A 16,813-nucleotide genomic window follows, 5' to 3' on the forward strand; every position below is an offset into this window, starting at 1 on the left:
AACGCGAAGTTGTATGCGCGTTTGAACGCACCGAAAGATTGAGTTGCCATAGGCCGGCGGAGGGTCGACGCCTTTTCATGGAACGTTCGTGAAGACGCGGCATTGCCCTCTAAGGGACAAGGACGGGGGCGACACAATGACAGATCATCCGCTTGAGGGGATCCTCGAAAAGCTCTCCGGGCTCGGCGAGGACGGGGGCAGCGTCGACCTCAAGACGGTCGTCCACACGCTGGAGACACGGGGCTTCGGGCCGCTTCTTATGGTGCTCTCGGCACTCATGATGCTGCCGGTCGGCATGTTGCCGGGATTCCCTGCCATCATAGGACTGCTCTTTGTCCTGTGCGGGGCGCAGATGATCCGGGGCAAATCGGGTGTCTGGATTCCCGACTGGCTCGGGCGGCGCGAGATGCCTGCCGACAAGCTGCGCTCCAGCATCGACAAGGTATGGCCCATGGTGCGTCGTCTGCGGAAGGTGATCGGCGAGCGCATGAGCTGGGCTGTTCACGGTACTGCAACACGCCTCATCGCCATCGTGCTGATCGTTGCGGGGCTGGCGATGATCGGCTTGGGTTTCGTGCCGGGCCTGCCGTTCGTCCTGGCGCTTCCGGTGCTGCTGTTCGGGATCGGACTGACAGCCGGCGACGGGCTGGTCGTCGTCGCCGGCTTCGTTCTGTTGCTCCCCGCCGTCGCCGTCGGCTGGATGGGGATCTAGGGCAGGGGGCTCAACTCAGCCAGTTCAGATAGGACTCGGTGCCGCCGTTGCGGACATCATCATGCGCCGCCGCTTCGTCGATCTCGACGGCGGACTTGTCCGAGAGGACGCGGGTCAGGGCATCGCGGACGAGCGCAGCCTGTCCGTCGGTCAGGTTGCAGGGGTCGAGATCGAAGTAGCCCTTCTCGACCTCGTGGCCGCGCACGACGATCGGTGGATCCTGCCGGCCGAAGGCGACGGCGAACTGCGCGGCAGACGCTCCGGCTACGGCGGGGTCAACCCAGACCCGCAACCGCTCGAGCGGGTTGTCCGTCGGGTCGGGCAGGGCCTTGGCGGTGATGCCGGGCAGGTCGGCGACTGCCTCGCTCCACATCTGTAGGGCTTCGGTTTCCCTGGCGCGGATGGCGGCGTGATCGCGCTCCAGCCACTGCTCCATCGCGGCGATGCTACCGGCGATGCTTTCCTTGCCGATCTTCATGCCCCGGCCGATGCCGATGTTCTGCAGATAGGCCGCGCGGACGAGGTCCTTGCGCCCGGCAACGATGCCCGACGTCGGACCGCCCATGAACTTGTGACCGGAATAGATGGCGATATCGGCGCCCTTCGCGATCATGCCGGTCAGGTCATACTCGGAGGCGGCATCGACGATCACCGGTACGCCCTTGGCATGAGCGATCTTGATGAACGTCTCGAGCGGCATCATTCCGTAGTCGACCACATGGTGCGACACGACATAGAGCGCCGCCGCCGCGCCTTCGAGCGCGGCCTCGAGTTGATAGTCGCGGGTCTGGGTTGACTGGCCGAAAACATGGACCTTGCCACCGACGAGGGTGATCGCCTGGCTGACCGGTGCGCCGTATTCGCAGAGGTGGCCCATCTGGACCGCGACACCGTTATCGGGACCAGCGCCCTCGGGCAGCGCTTCGACCTTGGCCGGATCGAGCCCGGTGAGGCAGCCGGCCACCGAAAGCGAAATGCCGGCGCTGGCCGACGCGGTGAGGAAGCCCGCCTCTGCACCCGTCAGGCGCGCGATCGTCTCCGAAGCTTGGGCCTGCAGCTCATGTATCTTGGCGAAGCGCGGCATCGCCGCGGCCGTCGCTTCGGCCACGCGCTTCGTGGTGACGGAGCCGCCAAGAGCGGTCATCGTGCCGGACACGTTGACGACGCGGCTCAGCCCGTTGGCATCGTGCCAGCTCCAGTCGACGCCGTATTCTTCATTTCGCAACATTCGAATCCCCTTTCGGGCTTGTCTCGAGTTCCACAGTTATGCTTGTTGTTTCGCGTTAATGGAGGCCATTATGACCGTTCAGAAACGCGGCAGGACCAGCGGCATCGATCGTGCGCTGCAAATCCTTGATATCCTGACCGAGCGACACGGTCCGATGACCGGCTACCAACTCGCCAAGGTGACCGGGGCTCCGCCGTCGACGATCTACAAGCTGGTCGAAGAGCTGATCGAACGGTCGATGCTGGTCCGCACCGGAGACGACCGTATCTGGCTCGGCCCCCGGCTGATGCGATACGGGCTGGCTTACCGCGCACGGATGAGCGCCTTCGGCGAGGCTGAGCGCGCGATGTTCGCCCTGAACGAGCGCGTGCGCGAGATGGTCCAGATCTGCGCGCGGGACGAAGGCATGATGCAGGTCGTCGCGATGGCCGAGGGCTCTGCCGGGCCGTTCCGCGTGACCTCTGACGTCGGCACGCGTGTGCCCCTGAACTGGACCGCGTCGGGGCGCCTGCTGGTCGGACACTTGCCCGACCGCGCTCGGCTTGAAGTGTTCCGCACTCATGCGCGCCCCTCGAACACTGGACTTGCCGAAACCGACCCGGACCGGTTGGCCGAGATCAGCCGTGTCGACTTCGTCGATGGTTTGTCGGTCCAGATCGACACCTCCGAGGACCAGGTGGCGTGCATCGCCGCCCCGATCCGCGACCTCGACGGCACTTGTCGGTTGACCATGTCGGTCGTCATGCCGAAGCACCGCGTGCAGGAGAAGTTCGACCTGGTCGCGAGGGAAGTGCGGGCTGCCGCCCGCGATGTCGAACGTTCGCTGGGGCTGCATCACGGCTGATCTTGCTCGGCCGCTCCGAAGATCGCCTCGATTTCGACGGTGATCCGGTTCGGCAGAGATCCCACTCCGAAGGCCGAGCGGGCGTGGATGCCCGACTTGCCGAAGACTTCGGCCAACAGGTTCGACGCGCCATCGATCACGAAGGGATGCTTCTCGAAGTCGGGATCGGCATTTACCATCCCAAGCAGTTTCACGACGCTGCCGACCTTGTCGAGCGAGCCGAGTGCGTCTCTCAACGCCGCAAGAATGTTGATAGCGACGAGGCGCGCATGGTCTCGCGCCTCTTCAGCGGTGACTTCCGAGCCGACCTTACCGCGCAGCAACGTGCCGTCCGCCTGCACCGGGCCCTGGCCCGAGACGTAGATCAAGTTGCCTTCGCGCCGGACATTGCAGAACGACCCGATCGGGTTCGGCGCCCGCCCGGGCAGAACGAGCCCAAGCTCCTTAAGACGCGATTCCGGTGTCGTGGTCAGCTCAACGGTCATAAATGTCCTCAAAACGTTTGCAGTAGGTCAGGTGGTCAGCGCCAGCTGACAGCGGCTCGGGGCGCCCGTCGGCGCAGATATCTGTGGCGTGCTGACAGCGGGTCCGGAACACGCAGCCCGACGGCGGCGCGAGCGGCGACGGAATATCCCCGGTTAGATGCTCCCGCGCACGGACGGCTCTCGGGTCTGGCATCGGGATCGCCGAATTCAGGGCCCGCGTGTAGGGATGTGCCGGATCGCTATGAATATCGCCGACCGGGCCCAGCTCCATCATTCGACCGAGGTACATGACTGCAACGCGGTCGCAGAGGTAGTTCACCACCGACAGGTCGTGCGCGATGAACAACATCGTCAGGTTCCGACGCTCGCGCAGGTCCAAGAGCAGGTTCAGAACCTGCGCCTGGATCGAAACGTCGAGCGCGGAGACGCTCTCGTCTGCCACGATGAACTCGGGCTCGAGCGCGAGGGCACGTGCGATGCCGATCCGTTGACGCTGCCCGCCGGAGAAGGCGTGCGGGTAGCGGTCCATGTAATCGGCATTCAGCCCGACCTCTTCGAGAAGTGCGGCGACGCGGTCGCGCCGCTCCTTGCGAGTGCCGATCCCGTAGGCCTTGAGCCCTTCGGCGATCAGGTCTCCGACCTTCAGCCGCGGGTTCAGCGACGACACCGGATCCTGGAAGATGATCTGCATCCGCCGCCGCATCTCGCGCATGTCGGTGCTGGACAGCGTGGTGAGGTCGGTGCCGTCGAAATGAATGTTGCCCGAAGTCGGTTCGATCAGCCGCAGCAGCGTCCGTCCCAACGTTGTCTTGCCGGAGCCGCTTTCACCCACAAGCCCGACGATCGAGCCGCGCGGAACGTCAAAGCTGACGTCATCGACTGCGTGAACAGTGCCAGAAGGCGTGTTGAACTGCTTGGTGAGGTTCCGGATTTCAAGGAGGTTGTCCGTCATGCCGCCCCCGCGAAGTCGTGGATGCAGGCGGCGAGGTGCGCCGGCGCCTTCCTCTCCAGGTGAACTGGTTCGCGGCAGCGGTCCTCGGCCAGCGGGCATCGCGGCGCAAAGGCGCACCCGGGCGGCAGGGCGTTGGGCGGCGGCACAGTGCCGGGAATCGGCACGAGCTTGCCCTGAAGTGCCGGGTCGGGCCGCGGGATCGAGTTGAGCAGACCCTGAGTATACGGATGGCTCGGCTGGTCGAACAGGTCCAGCACGCCGGCCTGCTCGACAACCGCGCCGGCATACATGACGGCCACGTCGTCGGCCATTTCGGCGACGACGCCCATGTCGTGGGTGATGAACAGCACCGACATGCCGAGGTCCTTCTGAAGCCGCCGCATGAGGTCCAGGATCTGCGCCTGGATCGTCACGTCGAGCGCGGTCGTCGGCTCGTCCGCGATCAGCAGCGCAGGATTGCAGATCATCGCCATCGCGATCATCACCCGCTGACGCATGCCTCCGGACATCTCGTGCGGGTAGGTGTCGATGCGGTTGGCGGCACCGGGGATCTCGACCAGCTCCAACATCTCGATCACGCGCTTGCGCCGCGCCGCGCCGTTGATGCCTTCGTGCAGCAGAAGCATCTCGCCGATCTGGTCGCCGACCGTAAACAGCGGGTTCAGCGACGACATCGGTTCCTGGAAGATCATCGAGATGCCGGGACCGCGCAGCGCTCGGAAGCCGGCGGGGTCGAGGGCGCGCAGGTCATGCCTGACGCCGTCCCGTCCGGTGAAGTGCATCTCGCCGGACAGCACCCGGCCGCTCGGCGGCAGCAGTCCCATCAATGCGAGTGACGTCACCGACTTGCCTGAGCCGCTTTCCCCGACGAGCGCCAGCGTCCGTCCGCGCTCGAGCGAGAAGCTGACTTCGCGCAGCGCTGTAACGGACTTGTCGCCCTTGCCGAACCCGACCTGAAGCCGGTCGACCTCGAGGATAGTCTCGCCGCCGCTCATGGCAACCGCCGCGCGGCGTCCTGCCATTCGGCGCCAAGCACGGTGCCGCGCGGCTCGAACACTTTATCCATGACCATCGCGTTGCCCTGGCTGTCGAGCACTTCGATTTCGCTTTCGACCAGGTCGAAAACCGTGAAGTCGGCCCGCTCGCCCGGCGTCAGCCCGTCGGCGCCCGGCAGGTCCAGGACCGAGCGCGGCGCGTTGGTGGAGGCCTGCATCACATCCTCGAACGGCAGCCCGACAGCCAGCAGCTTCGACATGGTTGTCGCCATGTCGTAGACCGGCTTTTCCATCGAGTGCTTGTGCAGATCGGTCGAGATCGAGAAGGGGCGGAGCCCGTCGGCGATGCTCTCGCGCGCCGTGCGGAAGTTGAACGAGGCGCCGCCATGGCCGATGTCCATCAGGATGCCGCGCTCTGCCAGGTCCTGCGCCATGCGGAACAGTGCCTGGGTGTCGCGGATCGAGCCGGCCGGTTTGCCGTTGAAACAGTGCGTGACGATGTCGCCGGGCGTCAGGATTTCGAACACTTCGTCGATCAGCGGGGGCGGCTCGCCGACGTGTACCATCAGCGGCAGGTTGGTCATCTCTGCCACCCGCTTGGCAATCTTCGCCGGTGTAATGCCCCAACTGCCGACGATGACACCGGAGGCCCGCACCTTGATCCCGCAGATCACATCGCGGTTCGCCTCGATTACCTCGAGCGTCTTGTCGATGTCGATCGAGCGCCAGTCCTGAAGCTCGGGCACACGGTTGCAGGCGACAAGGCCGATCGAGCCGATATTGAGGAACGCCTTGATCGTCTCGGCCTGCGGCTCGATCACGTATTCCCGGAGCCCGTGAAAGCTGGCCTCGCCGGCGCTGCCCGCGTCGGCCATAGAGGTGACGCCGGTCGGGCGACCCGCTTCGGATGCCCGGATCGAGATGTCGGTGCCGCCGTGCCAGACGTGCACGTGCAGGTCGCTCCAGCCGGGCGACAGCCAGGCACCCTTGAGGTCGAGGTCCTGCGCGCCGTCGATCGGGCCGGCTGCGACCTTGCCCTCGTCATCGACGAAGATCGTGTCGGCGGTGGTGTCGAAGGCCACTGTTTTGAAGTTTGTGAGTTTCAGGGACATGGACTTACGTCTCCTTGGCAAGCCGGGGGTCCAGCGCGTCGCGCAGGCCGTCGCCGACGATCTGCAGCGTCAGCACGGACAGGGCGATTGCGGCGCCGGGGATGAGGATCAGGAAGAAAGCGTTGTCGATATACTGGCGGCCCTCGTTCACCATCGTGCCCCAGGTCGGCGTGGTCGGGTCGATCCCGACGCCGAGGAAAGACAGCCCGGCTTCGGCGAGCATCGCGTAGGCGAAGATGAAGGTGGCCTGCACCAGAATCGGCGAGACGATGTTGCGCAGCACATGGGTGACCATGATCGACGGCGTCCGCGTGCCGAGCGCGACGGCCGCCTCGACGTAGGGCAATTCGCGGATGACGAGCGTCGAGGCCCGCACGATGCGCGCGATGCGCGGCGCGTAGACGATCGAGAGCGCCAGGATCACGTTGCCCATCGAGCCGCCGAAGATCGCGACGAGTGAGAGTGCCAGCAGGATGTCCGGGAATGCCATCATCGCATCGATCAACCGCGACAGCGGTGTGTCGAGCCGACGGAAGAAGCCGGCGACCAGCCCGATCACGATGCCGACGGTCGAGGACAAGGCTGCGACACCGAGCCCGATACCGAGAGACACCTGTCCCGCCAGCATCAGCCGCCCGAGCACGTCCCGCCCGAAGGCATCGGCCCCGAAGGCATAGCCATCCTCGCCCGGTGGTGTCAGCCGGCTTCGGACCGACATGCCGCCCGGGTCGGTGATCCCGAACGCCGGCAGCAGGAACGATGTGGCGACGACCAAAAGGAACAGCACCAGCGCGACCAGCACCGTCGGTCGGGCGGCGAGTTGCCGGATCAGGCCGGGCGGTGCGGAGGAAGCGGAAGAAGCGGAGCCGGCCATCAGTATTTCACCCGTTTGTCGACCACGAGGTAGAGAAGGTCCGTCACGAGGTTCACCAGCACGTAGAGTGCGGCAACCACGATGAGCGTGCCCTGGATCACCGGGTAATCCCGGCGCAGCACGGCGTTGACCACGAGGTTGCCGAGGCCGGGCAGGTTGAACACCCGCTCCGTTACGACGGCGCCGGATACAAGCAGCGCGAAGGTCAGGCCCACGACCGTGATAATGGGGATGCCAGCGTTCTTCAGCGCGTGCCGCAGCACGACGCGCCGTTCGGTCATGCCCTTGGCACGGGCGGTGCGGACGTAGTCCTCGCCGAGGATGTCCAGCATCGAGGCGCGCGTGAAGCGCAGGATCAAAGCGGAGTTCGTGATCCCCAGCGTGATCGCCGGAAGGATCAGGTGACGCATCCGCTCGGCAAAGTCGGCATCTGGTCCGCCGTAGCCCGATACGGGGAACCATCCGAGATCGGTGGCGAGGTAGCGTTGGAAGATCAGCCCGGTGAGGAAGCTCGGTACACTGGCGGCCAACATGGCGCTCGTCACCGACATCTGGTCTCCGACGGAGCCGCGCCGGTAGGCGGCCCAGATGCCGATCGGCGTCGCGATGAACAGCGCGACCAACAGCGAAAACAGCGCCAGGAAAATCGAAGGTTCGGCTCGGCTGGCCAGGACTTCGGTTACCGGCATGTTGAAGAAGAGCGAAGAGCCGAGATCGCCGCGCATCGCGTTGACCAGGAAGGTGCCGTATTGCACGAGGATCGGCCGGTCGAGCCCCAGGCGCACCCTGAGGTCGTCGACCTCTTCGGGGGTCGCATCAGGGCCCAGCATCAGTGACGCGGGATCGCCCGGTGCAAGGCGCACGAGAATGAAGGCGATGGTCAGCACCAGGAAGATGACGACCAGCATCCCGATCAGGCGTTGTGTCAGATATTTCCGCATCACGAACCGTCTGGAGAAAAGTGTGGCGGCCCCGTGGGAGGTCGGGGCCGCCGGTCAGTCTGTCAGGTTACTCGGCCGGTTGGGCGTTCCAGAAGGCCGGCCACGGCGAGGGAGTGACACCTTCGAGGCCTGCGGACTGGCCCTGCAGGGCGTTGAAGTTGCCGACCTTGATGAGGCCGACGTCCTCGAACACGATCTGCTGCAGCTCTGCAAAGATCTCCTGCCGCGCTTCCGGATCCGCTTCGGAAGTGAAGCGGTTCAGGATCTCGTTTTTCTCCGGGTTGTCCCAGCCTTCGCGGGCGGATGAGAAGAGCGACGAGATCAGGGCCGGTTCCGGCAGGAAGGGCGAGTGGGTGATGTAGATGTCCCACAGCTCCGGATTGTCGCGGTTCTGGGCAAGGGTGGCCCAGTCGACGACGTCCATCTCGACCGTGAAGCCCGCCATCTCGAGGCCCATGCGCGCGACTTCCGCCATCTGGTAGTGGAACTCGTACTGGCGCGAGGTCAGGATACGCAGCGGCTCGCCGTCGTAACCGGCTTCCTCGAGCAGGCTGGCGGCCTTCTCCTGGTCGTTCTGGTTGTAGAGTTCCGTGCCCGCGTCCGTGCGCCAGGTCCAGCCTTCCGGGTAGAGAGCCCCTTCGGTCTGGAAGAACTTCTCGTCGCCGAATGCCGCGAACAGCATGTCGTCGAAGGGCAGGGCGGCCTGCACGGCCTGGCGGATGGTGAGATCCGTCATGATGCCCTGCTTGTGGTTCACCGCGAAGACCGGCCAGCCGAACGGCTCGAGCAGGACGGGCTCGGCAGTGTCAGAGGATTCAATCCGGTCGTACGCCTCGGTCTGAAGGCCGTCGGCATAGTCGAACTGGCCCGAGAGCAGGCCCTCAACGCGGGTGTTGGGATCGGGGACCGGCACGAAGCGGATCTCTTCCGGGATTTGCTGACGTTCGGCGGCGCCGGTCGGCTGGGTATAGTCCTCGAACCGGACGAGCTGCGTGTATTGGTCGGGCTCGTGGGCTTCCAGCATGTAGGGGCCGGTGCCGATGACGGTTTCGATCTCCGGTGCGATCGTCTCTTCCGGGTAGATCGCGGCAGCGGAGTTCGAGAAGGCCAGCAGCGACATCAGCGGCGCATAGGGTTCGCTGAGCGTGATCGTCAGCTCGAAGTCGCCGGTGGCTTCGATGCTTTCGACCTGCTCGGCGATCGAGCGTCCACGGCTGGCAACTTCGATCCAGCGGTCAAGCGACGCTTTCACGTCCGCGCTGTCCATGGTCGAGCCGTCGTGGAACGTCACACCTTCGCGTACCGGAATGACATAGGTCAGTCCGTCGTCGCTGATCTCGGGCATGTCAGCGGCCAGCAGCGGCACGACGCTCCAGCTTTCGTCGAACGTGTAGAGCGTTTCCACGAAGTGCTGGGTAACGATGCTGACGACGTCCTTGGTCGAAATCATCGGGTCGAATGTGTCCGGTTCGCCGATGATGGCGACGTCGATGGTCTGAGCAGCAAGCGGCGTACCGGCAATCAGCGCGGTCGCGGCGGCGGTCATAAAGAGCCTAGAGCGATTGAACATATTTTATCTCTCCCTGAGACGATTGGCGGGTTTCTTGTCGTTATGCCCACCATAAGAGCGAGCGACCCCCACAACAGTCAACTATACTACGTAGTTACGGACTACGCGTATGGTGTCAAACGGTAAGGGACCGAGAAATAGGGAGTTTTCGTGCGATCCAAGGATAAGCTTCGGGTGCCTTGGAGCGATATGACAGGGCGCAGCACCCACCAAGTGACTCGGAACGGTAGGTTTGGGTGTCTGCCAAAGAACTTTGGATGGGACGATTTTACTGGGCGCCTCCGAGTTCGACTCACGTCTCGCCAGTGGTGGCGGTTTCCTGACAGATCAGACAGCTCTCGGTGAGCCACGAAATCAGAGCCTCGTTGACAGGCATTGCGCAGTACCGGCCGTTGGGGCGCGTTCAGATCAGCGGCCGCGTGGGCGGAGAGCGGACCTTCGCTGCGGTGGCGACTAATGTCCGAGAGGAACGGGCAGTGGGAGTTCGCTGCGGTATCAAGCTGACTATGGAGTACGGGGAAGAGCAGACACTGGCGAGCAGACACCGCTTCGACTTTCGAATGAAAGCAGCGGTCCAACGCATTGCTCGCCGACGATTGCTACGCAGGCGAGCCTGCCGCTTACCGCAGTCTCCAAAGGTAGGCTGAGCGAAGGCGGATCTCAGGCGTTGGCTCTTCCCGCCCGGACCCGCCTCGCGCGCATCGACAACCCGGCCCGCATGTTGAGCGTGAGCAGAACAATGTTCACGGCGCCCGCGGCCAGTTCGATGAGCTGCACGACGGAAAAGGTCGCATCCATGTGCCCCGCATGAGCTCGGATTCCGAGGAACACGGCGGAGGGTACGAGCACGAGGATGCCGTTGATTGCTGCGAGCATCGTGCGGCGGCGCTTGGAGACGATGACGGGTGACTTGGAGCGCCCTGCAAGCCGCGCACCACTGGCCCCGGCGGCAACCATGGCAATCACGAGCGCCGGCACCGCGTAGAGGATCGCCATTCGGACGGTGACGACCCCTGCGGTCGTCAGCACGAGTTCAGCGGTCAGCGCCGAGAGCCAGAAGGTTGAGATGGTGAGAAGGGCCACTGCGCCGGCGACGCCATGAACCAAGACGAGGGTAGTACGAGACATGCTGACCTCCTTTTAAATAGCACGCTATATAAATGACTACGAATAGACAGCGCGCTATGCAATAGATATCTTGCAGTCATGACCGATAGCAGCTTCGATCGCACCCGCTCGGCGGGATACCTCGCCAATCACATGGCCCGCCTCTTCGCGCAGCGCCTGCATGAGCGCATCCGCCCGCTGGGCCTCGCGCCGGCGCAGTTCATGACGCTCCTGGAATTGTGGGAGGAAGACGGACTTACGCAGCGCGAGTTGTTCGAGCGTCTCGATGTGGAGCAGGCCACCATGGCCAACACCCTCGCCAGGATGCAGCGGGACGGTCTGATCGAGCGCCGGGCGCATGCGACGGATGCACGGGCCAGAACAGTCCATTTGACGACACGAGCCCGCGACCTGCGCGGACCGGCACAGGCGGCAGCTCGAGAGGTCAACGCGATGGCTCTCGGGGACCTGAAGGATGATGACCTTGATCTCTTCGTGTCCACGATGCGCAGTGCCGTCGAGAGACTTAAGGCGGGTGACACCGGTTAGTGAGCAGGTTGGAGAGCAAGGGCGACGTAGCAAGCCGCCTCCGCGTCGACGTCATCGATTTGAACAAGTGAATGTGGCGGTCGGTGGGTGGCAGAGTTAATGCGCGCAGGCTTCGATGCTCCTTGCCGGCATGCCGACCGCCTGATTGCAGGGGGCAAGAAGCCTCTCAGTTGTCCTTCGCCGCAACGAGTTTGGCTCTGGGGCCGAATGCGGCCACGGCGGGTTAGGGTGCGTCCGGTGGCCGGACGCGGTCCCGATCTAGGTCTGGATCGAACGACCGCAGAAGGCCGCAGATGGCGCACCTGGCTGATGAAGTCGGTCGGCCGGACCGCTGCAACGCTCGTCCGCTTCGAGGCCAGACCAGACGACACGCAGGCACTCAAGTCCCGTCCGGCAATTTGCATCGGCCCGTCAGGCGACGCGCCGAGGGACCCGGCGCGTCGCGCATCACGCTGAATGATCAGATCGTCTGACCGCCCGACACCTCGATGCGCTGCGCGGTTACCCAGCGATTGTCGTCGCGCAGAAGGCTGGCGATCATCGGGCCGATGTCGTCCGGCAACCCGACGCGACCAAGCGCCGTCATGCCGGCGAACTGAGCGTTCACCTCGGCATTGTCTCGGACCAGCCCGCCACCGAAATCCGTCTCGATCGCACCCGGCGCGACGGTGTTCACCGCTATGCCGCGCGCGCCGAACTCCCGCGCCATGTAGACCGTGAGCATCTCGACCGCCGCTTTCGCTGCCGAATAGGCCGCGAAGCCGGGGAACGAGACCCGCGTCAGGCCGGACGAGAAGTTCACGATCCGCCCGCCGTCGGCCAGAAGCGGCAGAAGGGCCTGGGCGAGGAAGAAGACGCCCTTCACATGGACCGCGAACAGGCCATCGAACTGCGCTTCGGACGTCTCCTCGATCAGGGCGAACTCGCCATGCCCGGCATTGTTGACGAGGTGATCGAAGCTGTCGCGGCCCCAGACGTTGCTCAGTTCCGCGCGCAGGCTCTCGACGAAGGCCGGAAAGCCTTTGGTGTCGGCAACGTCGAGAGGCAGCGCCACCGCCTTGCGCCCCATCTCGCGGATAAGGGTCACGACCTCCTGTGCTTGCTCGGCGTTCGACCGATAGGTGACAATGACGTCGCCACCGCTTTTGGCAATGGCGAGAGCGGTGTTGCGACCGAGGCCACGATTGGCGCCGGTGACGAGAGCGACCTTGCTCATGGGACTGTCCTTTCAGGGTGTCTGGTGTCACCCGGAGATAGTCGGGTGCCGACCCTCGTGGTTGCCTGATCCTCGCCACCTCTTGCCTGTTTCCATTCTCCGCTTCTCTGAAAGGCCGGCTTGGGCCATGATATGTCGCATGACCTTTGCCCAAAGCAGTCCCCGCCTCGCTCAGTTGCTCGACCATTGTCGCCGGTTCGCCGATGCCAACGCAGGTCCCGACGGGTCGGCGCCGACCCCGGCCCGGGGCCTGACCGTGGTGCGCGCCCTGCACCCGGGAGATCTGATGGTTGCCGTCCAGAAGCCCGTGATCGCCATGCTGCTGCAGGGGAGGAAGCGCGTGACCACGCTGGGCGCGAGCTTCGAATACGCGCCGGGGGAGGCGATGGTGGTTGCGGCGGATATCCCGACGGTCAGCCGAATTACCGGCGCCAGCATCGCGGCACCTTACTATGCGCTGGTGCTCGAACTCGATCCCGCGATCCTGCATGCGATGAGTCCGGCTGTCTCGGTGCGGTCGGGTGAAGCGCGACCCGTGCGGGTCGAGCCGATCGACGCAGAGGTCATCGATGCCTCCCTTCGCCTGGCGGGGCTGCTTGACCGGCCCGCGGCTCTGTCAGCGCTCGGCGACGGCTTGCTTCGAGAGCTGCATTACTGGCTTCTCATGGGTGTCCACGGCCCGGCCATCGCAGCGCTCGGCGTTCCAGACAGTCACGCGGGACGGATCTCTCGCGCAGTCGACATCCTGCGGCGGGAGTACGCCCGTCCGATCAGGGTCGAGGAGCTCGCGGAGGCCGCAGCAATGAGCGAGCCGGCGTTCCACAAACACTTCCGCGCCATCACGACCCTGTCGCCGCTCCAGTTCCAGAAACAGCTTCGCCTGATCGAGGCGAGACGGCTCATGCTGGCAGAGGGTGCGCAGATTGCGCAGGCAGCCCACGCGGTCGGCTACGCCAGCGTGACGCAGTTCACCCGGGAATACGGCCGTCTTTTCAATGCTCCTCCTGGCAAGGATATACGCGCCGCAAATGCTGTCGCCTGAATGCTCGGCATTCAGGCCTGCGCATGGGCCGAGCGCCAGCTTCGTCCGCACGCCGCGCTAGGTGCTTGGCTCACTCCGCCGCCACCAATGCTGTCATTCCTGCGAATGACGGCTTCGGCGGATCGTGCTGCATCTGCCGGGCTGCATTCCGTTCGAGTCCAGACCTGAGTCGGCGGGCTGTGCAGACGCGGAGAAGCCCAAATGGGTCAGCGAAACCATTTCGTCAGGCGGATACGCAAAGAAAAGACTGTCTCTGCGCCAGTGTGTTGGTAAATCTCCCCCATGCGTGTCTTCATCATCGATACCATCGCGACGATCGCGTTCTTCACCGTGGTTGCGACGTTCTCAGAACTCGTGATCGCCGGGATGGACACATCAGAAGTTCTCACGACGCGGCTCGTGATGGTGCCGGTCATGATCGTGACGGGAAGGCCCTATACTCGATGGCGAGATTGGCTCTTTGCCAGGGTGCAGCCAAGGGGGCGGTTGAGTGCCGCCCTGACTGATATCGCCGCATTTTTGGCGTTTCAGGTTCCGGTCTACGGCACGACACTCATGATTGCCGGGGCGAGCGCAGCCGAAGCGCTTGTCGCCATCGGTTCGGCGGCGACGTTCATGATCCTGCTCGCGCGGCCCTTCGGCTTGTTCGTAGAACTGGTCAGGCGCATCTCCGGCGTCGAGCCTGCGTAGAGCCAGGTGGCAGTTAAACGTCGGGCGGACATAACTATTCCGAAGAAGGACGTTCCGTGAGCGTCGTCGAAAGTCAGCTTTGCCCGAATCCAGTCGTTCACTCGACCCGGCCAATGGCATCGCTCCACCGTCCGCTCTCCTGAGCGACGCGGATCATCTCAAGACCAGGCGGACGCATCTGCCCGGTGGCTATCAGCTCTTTCGCGATTGCCTGGTTCCTTGGCGACCAGTTGGACCCTTTGCGTCGCGGCGTCAGCCGTTGAAGCCAGGATATCTCACTCTCGGACTGCTTGAGCCCATCGATCCAGCCCCAGACGAGAGCGACACGGACGCAATCGTCCCACGTCACCGACGCCACACCAGACTGCTTGCGGTAGAGGCGGACCCAGAGCAGGTCCGCCTCCGCGTGATGTGCCACGAACCAGGCGTCGAGCGCGCCCCGGTTCGGGAACGCCGTCGCCCCGCTCATGACAGCACCAGCACGATGGCGATGACGAGTCCGGCGGCCAGGTGGTAGGCACCGCTGATCGTCCCGTAGAGGAGCGGTCGCGGGATGTTCGGATTGATGCCGGTGTTGGCGCTAGTTGCCGCCAGCAGGCCGAGCCCGACCAGGAGGCCAAAGCCGATGGCGCCTCCCAGCGTCTCGATTCCCAGAGCGGCCATGAGGAGCGCCATGACGATGGCGGTGATCAGGCTCCAGACCGCCGGGCCGGCGATCATCAGGAGCGGAGGTTTGGCGGCAGGGTCGTGCGCCCGGCCGAGGGCGGTAGAATAGGCGCGGCCGAAGAGCGCCGTGAACCAGACGCCTCCCAAGGCGAAGGAGGCGACGGTGGCGACGGCGATGCCGAGCCAGCTGATCTGCGAGATGTCGAACATGATCCGGGTCCTCTCAGGCGTCGTAGGCGACGGCGATGTCGAGCACCCAGGTCACGCTGAACCGGTCCTTCAGCATCCCGTAGAGCGGCGACCATCCGGCGGGGGCGAGGGGCTGGACGATCTCGGCCCCTTCGGACAACGCCGCCCAGTAGCCGCGCAGTTCGGCCTCGTCGTCGCCACGGATCGAGACGAAGACCGGGATCGTGCCGGGGTCGTAGGCCATGGCACCGGGCACGTCGTAGGCCATCACGTGGAAGCCGCCGGCGCTTTGCACCTGGCCCCACATGATCTGGTCTGCCTCGTCGGGGCTCTGCACTGCGTGGGCGTCGGCGTAGCTGATCGCCATCACCTCGCCGCCGAAGACGGCGCGGTAAAAGTCGAGCGCCGCGCGCGCCTCGCCGCGAAAGTTGAGATGGGTCGTGGTCGTTATGGACATCGTCGAAGGCTTCCTGTTGCCGGTTGCGATGACGCCGGTATAGGAGGGGCAACTGACAGTTTGCGACAGTTGGTGTGTCGATGGCGCGGTCGGACCGTTTGCTCCGCCTCCTCCAGGCCATGCGCGTGATGCCCGCGCCGATCACCGCGTCGCGGCTGGCAGAGGAGACCGGCGTGTCGCTGCGCTCGCTCTACCGCGACATCGATTCCTTGCGCGCCGCCGGTGCCCGGATCGAGGGCGAGCGCGGCTATGGCTACCGACTGGTCGAGGATTTCGCGTTACCACCGCAAACGCTGGACCGGGACGAGATCGAGGCGCTGGCGCTCGGCCTTGCGGAGGTCCAGCGGATGGGTGACCCGACGCTCGCGCGGGCAGCCGCATCCGTGCTTGCAAAGGTCGGCGCGCGACTGCCAGAGGGACATGAGCAGCAGCTCATCCACGCGATCAGCCAAGTCTACCGCCCGGATAGCCGCCTCTCATCCTCCGCCGACCTGGACCTGATCCGCGCCGCGTGCTGGCAGGAGAGAGCCCTGCGGCTGCGATACATCGACAGGGACGGCGAGGCGACGGAGCGCGATATCTACCCGCTATCCCTCATGTATACAGAGCGCACGCTGACAGTCCTTGCCTGGTGCTGCCTGCGGGAGGATTTCCGCATGTTTCGCAGCGACCGGATCGAGGCCGCCGAGGATGCCGGCCGCAGCTTCCGGCCTGCGCGCGCGGCGCTCCTGCGGAACTACCTTGCGCGGCTCAGGAGCCGTGAGGAGGCAAAGTATGACTGATCAGTCGAGCGACAGCTCTCTGCCCCAAAGGCCCAATGTTCCTCTGACGTTCCTGCAAGACCCTCGAAAACGCGCTACTAGGTGTTCTATCGAGGTGACGGCAAAAAAGCCTTGTTTCCATGGGGACCTGCCGCTAGACCCGCCGGCGGAGACGTGGCCGAGTGGTCGAAGGCGCTCCCCTGCTAAGGGAGTAGGCGGGAAACCGTCTCGAGGGTTCGAATCCCTTCGTCTCCGCCATTTAACTCAAATCATTGGCGTTTTGTGTTCGACCTGACGCGGATCGGGCCCCGGTGTCGCTCTCGGTAACCGTTCCTCAACACAGTCGCAGTATCGTCTGTCGCAGCGCACTCTTCCGTCCGGAAAGGAATGATATGTCCTGACCGACCTGATAGGTTTTCGAAA

Annotated in this window: 19 protein-coding genes and 1 tRNA gene; 7 read left to right on the forward strand and 13 right to left on the reverse strand. The window is 64.5% G+C overall.

Annotated features, from left to right (window positions below):
* Window positions 1–136 precede the first annotated feature (136 nt).
* Complete coding sequence (locus I8N54_RS02820; protein WP_140194021.1) at window positions 137–712, forward strand: exopolysaccharide biosynthesis protein; 576 nt, start codon at window positions 137–139, stop codon at window positions 710–712.
* A 10-nt stretch (window positions 713–722) separates the two neighbouring features.
* Here the strand turns inward: I8N54_RS02820 and I8N54_RS02825 are convergent, their stop codons facing one another.
* Window positions 723–1,940, reverse strand: a complete 1,218-nt coding sequence (locus I8N54_RS02825; protein ID WP_140194020.1) for an aminotransferase class V-fold PLP-dependent enzyme — start codon at window positions 1,938–1,940, stop codon at window positions 723–725.
* A gap of 70 nt (window positions 1,941–2,010) precedes the next feature.
* Here I8N54_RS02825 and I8N54_RS02830 point away from each other — a divergent pair, with 70 nt between their 5' ends.
* Entirely contained in the window at window positions 2,011–2,784 is a 774-nt protein-coding gene (locus tag I8N54_RS02830; protein WP_140194019.1) for an IclR family transcriptional regulator, read from the forward strand.
* On the opposite strand, the gene I8N54_RS02835 is transcribed toward I8N54_RS02830, so the two are convergent.
* The 8 genes from I8N54_RS02835 to I8N54_RS02870 all read right to left on the reverse strand — a co-directional run bounded on the left by I8N54_RS02835 (window position 2,775) and on the right by I8N54_RS02870 (window position 10,841).
* Window positions 2,775–3,269: a RidA family protein gene (locus I8N54_RS02835; protein ID WP_140194018.1), complete on the reverse strand. Its 495-nt coding sequence runs from the start codon at window positions 3,267–3,269 to the stop codon at window positions 2,775–2,777. The genes I8N54_RS02830 and I8N54_RS02835 overlap by 10 nt on opposite strands.
* The gene (locus I8N54_RS02840) at window positions 3,259–4,221 is read right to left on the reverse strand and encodes an ABC transporter ATP-binding protein (protein WP_140194017.1); all 963 of its coding nucleotides are present in this window, start codon (window positions 4,219–4,221) and stop codon (window positions 3,259–3,261) included. The genes I8N54_RS02835 and I8N54_RS02840 overlap by 11 nt, the downstream gene beginning before the upstream one ends.
* Window positions 4,218–5,216 (reverse strand): ABC transporter ATP-binding protein, encoded by a 999-nt coding sequence (locus I8N54_RS02845; protein ID WP_140195641.1) that lies wholly within the window; start codon window positions 5,214–5,216, stop codon window positions 4,218–4,220. The genes I8N54_RS02840 and I8N54_RS02845 overlap by 4 nt, the downstream gene beginning before the upstream one ends.
* Window positions 5,213–6,328 (reverse strand): amidohydrolase/deacetylase family metallohydrolase, encoded by a 1,116-nt coding sequence (locus I8N54_RS02850; protein WP_140194016.1) that lies wholly within the window; start codon window positions 6,326–6,328, stop codon window positions 5,213–5,215. Before I8N54_RS02850 ends, I8N54_RS02845 begins: the two co-directional genes overlap by 4 nt.
* A 4-nt stretch (window positions 6,329–6,332) precedes the next feature.
* Window positions 6,333–7,202, reverse strand: a complete 870-nt coding sequence (locus I8N54_RS02855; RefSeq protein WP_140194015.1) for an ABC transporter permease — start codon at window positions 7,200–7,202, stop codon at window positions 6,333–6,335.
* Complete coding sequence (locus I8N54_RS02860; RefSeq protein ID WP_140194014.1) at window positions 7,202–8,143, reverse strand: ABC transporter permease; 942 nt, start codon at window positions 8,141–8,143, stop codon at window positions 7,202–7,204. The genes I8N54_RS02855 and I8N54_RS02860 overlap by 1 nt, the downstream gene beginning before the upstream one ends.
* A 67-nt stretch (window positions 8,144–8,210) precedes the next feature.
* On the reverse strand, window positions 8,211–9,713 hold the full coding sequence (locus tag I8N54_RS02865) for an ABC transporter substrate-binding protein (protein WP_197097524.1): 1,503 nt from the start codon (window positions 9,711–9,713) through the stop codon (window positions 8,211–8,213).
* 660 nt (window positions 9,714–10,373) lie between these two features.
* A complete protein-coding gene (locus I8N54_RS02870) occupies window positions 10,374–10,841 on the reverse strand; it encodes a hypothetical protein (protein WP_140194013.1) in 468 nt (155 codons plus the stop codon).
* Between the two features lie 78 nt (window positions 10,842–10,919).
* On the opposite strand from I8N54_RS02870, the gene I8N54_RS02875 reads away from it, so the two are divergent.
* On the forward strand, window positions 10,920–11,369 hold the full coding sequence (locus I8N54_RS02875; protein WP_140194012.1) for a MarR family winged helix-turn-helix transcriptional regulator: 450 nt from the start codon (window positions 10,920–10,922) through the stop codon (window positions 11,367–11,369).
* Between the two features lie 460 nt (window positions 11,370–11,829).
* Here the strand turns inward: I8N54_RS02875 and I8N54_RS02880 are convergent, their stop codons facing one another.
* Entirely contained in the window at window positions 11,830–12,585 is a 756-nt protein-coding gene (locus I8N54_RS02880) for an SDR family NAD(P)-dependent oxidoreductase (RefSeq protein ID WP_140194011.1), read from the reverse strand.
* A gap of 139 nt (window positions 12,586–12,724) precedes the next feature.
* Here I8N54_RS02880 and I8N54_RS02885 point away from each other — a divergent pair, with 139 nt between their 5' ends.
* Together I8N54_RS02885 and alaE are read left to right on the forward strand one after the other, a co-directional pair.
* The gene (locus I8N54_RS02885; RefSeq protein ID WP_231592525.1) at window positions 12,725–13,627 is read left to right on the forward strand and encodes an AraC family transcriptional regulator; all 903 of its coding nucleotides are present in this window, start codon (window positions 12,725–12,727) and stop codon (window positions 13,625–13,627) included.
* A gap of 282 nt (window positions 13,628–13,909) precedes the next feature.
* Window positions 13,910–14,317, forward strand: a complete 408-nt coding sequence (gene alaE, locus I8N54_RS02890; RefSeq protein WP_140194010.1) for an L-alanine exporter AlaE — start codon at window positions 13,910–13,912, stop codon at window positions 14,315–14,317.
* 97 nt (window positions 14,318–14,414) lie between these two features.
* Here the strand turns inward: alaE and I8N54_RS02895 are convergent, their stop codons facing one another.
* From I8N54_RS02895 to I8N54_RS02905, 3 genes are read right to left on the reverse strand one after another with little or no spacing between them, the layout of a single operon-like run.
* Complete coding sequence (locus I8N54_RS02895; RefSeq protein ID WP_140194009.1) at window positions 14,415–14,786, reverse strand: YdeI/OmpD-associated family protein; 372 nt, start codon at window positions 14,784–14,786, stop codon at window positions 14,415–14,417.
* A complete protein-coding gene (locus I8N54_RS02900) occupies window positions 14,783–15,193 on the reverse strand; it encodes a DUF1761 domain-containing protein (RefSeq protein ID WP_140194008.1) in 411 nt (136 codons plus the stop codon). The genes I8N54_RS02895 and I8N54_RS02900 overlap by 4 nt, the downstream gene beginning before the upstream one ends.
* Window positions 15,194–15,206: 13 nt before the next feature.
* Entirely contained in the window at window positions 15,207–15,629 is a 423-nt protein-coding gene (locus tag I8N54_RS02905) for a VOC family protein (protein ID WP_140194007.1), read from the reverse strand.
* A 98-nt stretch (window positions 15,630–15,727) separates the two neighbouring features.
* On the opposite strand from I8N54_RS02905, the gene I8N54_RS02910 reads away from it, so the two are divergent.
* Window positions 15,728–16,411 carry a helix-turn-helix transcriptional regulator gene (locus I8N54_RS02910; protein ID WP_332872166.1) on the forward strand — a complete coding sequence of 228 codons (684 nt, stop codon included), beginning with the start codon at window positions 15,728–15,730 and terminating at the stop codon, window positions 16,409–16,411.
* 147 nt (window positions 16,412–16,558) lie between these two features.
* Window positions 16,559–16,648 (forward strand) — tRNA-Ser (locus I8N54_RS02915).
* The last annotated feature ends 165 nt before the right edge of the window (window positions 16,649–16,813 follow it).

Origin of the sequence: Pelagovum pacificum, from assembly GCF_016134045.1 — a bacterium.
In the GTDB taxonomy this organism is placed as follows: Bacteria; Pseudomonadota; Alphaproteobacteria; order Rhodobacterales; family Rhodobacteraceae; genus Oceanicola; species Oceanicola pacificus_A.